Origin of the sequence: Quyinboa ferrireducens, assembly GCF_042436675.1 — a bacterium.
Lineage (GTDB): Bacteria > Bacteroidota > Bacteroidia > Bacteroidales > UBA5342 > JBHJHP01.
Map to the genome: position 1 here is coordinate 1 of NZ_JBHMVA010000066.1, position 1,310 is coordinate 1,310.

At 34.0% G+C, this 1,310-nt stretch carries 2 protein-coding genes; both read right to left on the reverse strand.

Going from position 1 to position 1,310, the window contains the following annotated elements; all coding sequences use genetic code 11:
• Positions 1 to 234: 234 nt before the first annotated feature.
• Positions 235 to 537 carry a PKD domain-containing protein gene (locus tag ACE01N_RS20420; RefSeq protein ID WP_380592919.1) on the reverse strand — a complete coding sequence of 101 codons (303 nt, stop codon included), beginning with the start codon at positions 535 to 537 and terminating at the stop codon, positions 235 to 237.
• A gap of 66 nt (positions 538 to 603) precedes the next feature.
• Positions 604 to 1,215 (reverse strand): hypothetical protein, encoded by a 612-nt coding sequence (locus ACE01N_RS20425; RefSeq protein WP_380592921.1) that lies wholly within the window; start codon positions 1,213 to 1,215, stop codon positions 604 to 606.
• Positions 1,216 to 1,310 lie beyond the last annotated feature (95 nt).

The following is a 1,310-nucleotide window of genomic DNA, read 5'->3' on the forward strand; positions in this document are numbered from 1 at the left end:
TTTCAGGATAAGTTCTCATTTAATAGTCAAGGTCATTTTCATAATGCCATACAACGTTCCCGCGGTATGGTGTCGTGGCAGTTTCTTTCCGATGGGAAAGGAACTGTCAGGACGAAAAGAGCTGGCAGCAAACGTTAAATTATTTGGTTTAAAATACTGCCATGCACTATGACCGCGTGTTGTGTGGCGTAATTTATTAAGAGTAATATCTTAATGAATCATAATCATATCCATTTAATCGGTTACAGTTATTGTAATAGTTTTTTCATCCGATCTCAATCCATTTTGAGCTCGTAAATCAATGATATAGTTCCCTTTTCGTTCATAAATATGTGTCGGATTGGTGTCATCACCGATAGACATATCCCCAAAATTCCACGAATACGAAGTTGCGTCAGTCGATAAATTTGTAAACCTTACTTCCTCCCCAGCTTTTGGTTCTTTTGGTTCCCAAGTAAAGTCTGCAATCGGTTCTTTTCCGCAACTAATTAGAATTAATACAATTGTAAATCCAAATATGAATCTTACTAATTTCATTTTAATATGTTTTAAAAATTCATCTTTTATTCATTTCTTGTCCCTTTTTCATATGTGCCATAACCCTCAATTATTTATCCAAGAATCAATCTTGTCAATGAACCAATCACTGTCAATTTTTATTAAAGTTAAGCCGTTTTTACCCCAATAATATTTTTTATTCTTTTCTGAATTAAACTCAAAATAATCAATTGTAACATAAGCTCTATTAGTAGAAATAAACTTGATGTCAATTATTCTAATCCCGTCAACTGGCTCTTGTCCGCCTGTCCATCGATAAAAGTTTCCAAAATCACAATTTGCTTGTTCATATTCGTCTAAGTCGATAAAGGTCGTTTTTTCAAAGTCAAAAAATTTCACTTTCTCTAAATTCTCAATACATTCGGAATAGCTTTGCTTTTCTTTCATTAACAAAGAATCTGAAAATCCGTGAGCTTTTAAATTGTCAAGATATTTTGAGTAATCAAGTGTGGTCATTCCGTTTTTAGATTCTATGAATTTTGGCTTAAAATCAGAATCTATCTTTTCCCTAATCGAAGTCAAGTACCAATCATAAAATCCTTTTACAATCTGAGCGACTTTAATTGAATCAGCTGTAGAATTATCAGATGCTATTAGAATATTTGAGAATCCAAGAAAAAGAATCAGAATCCATGTTGTTTTAACTCTTTGTTTCATCGTTCATTTTTATGCCACACAACGTTCCCGCGGTATGGTGTCGTGCGGTTGACTGTCCCACGAAGTGGAGACTGTCAAGCCGAAAACGACGGCAT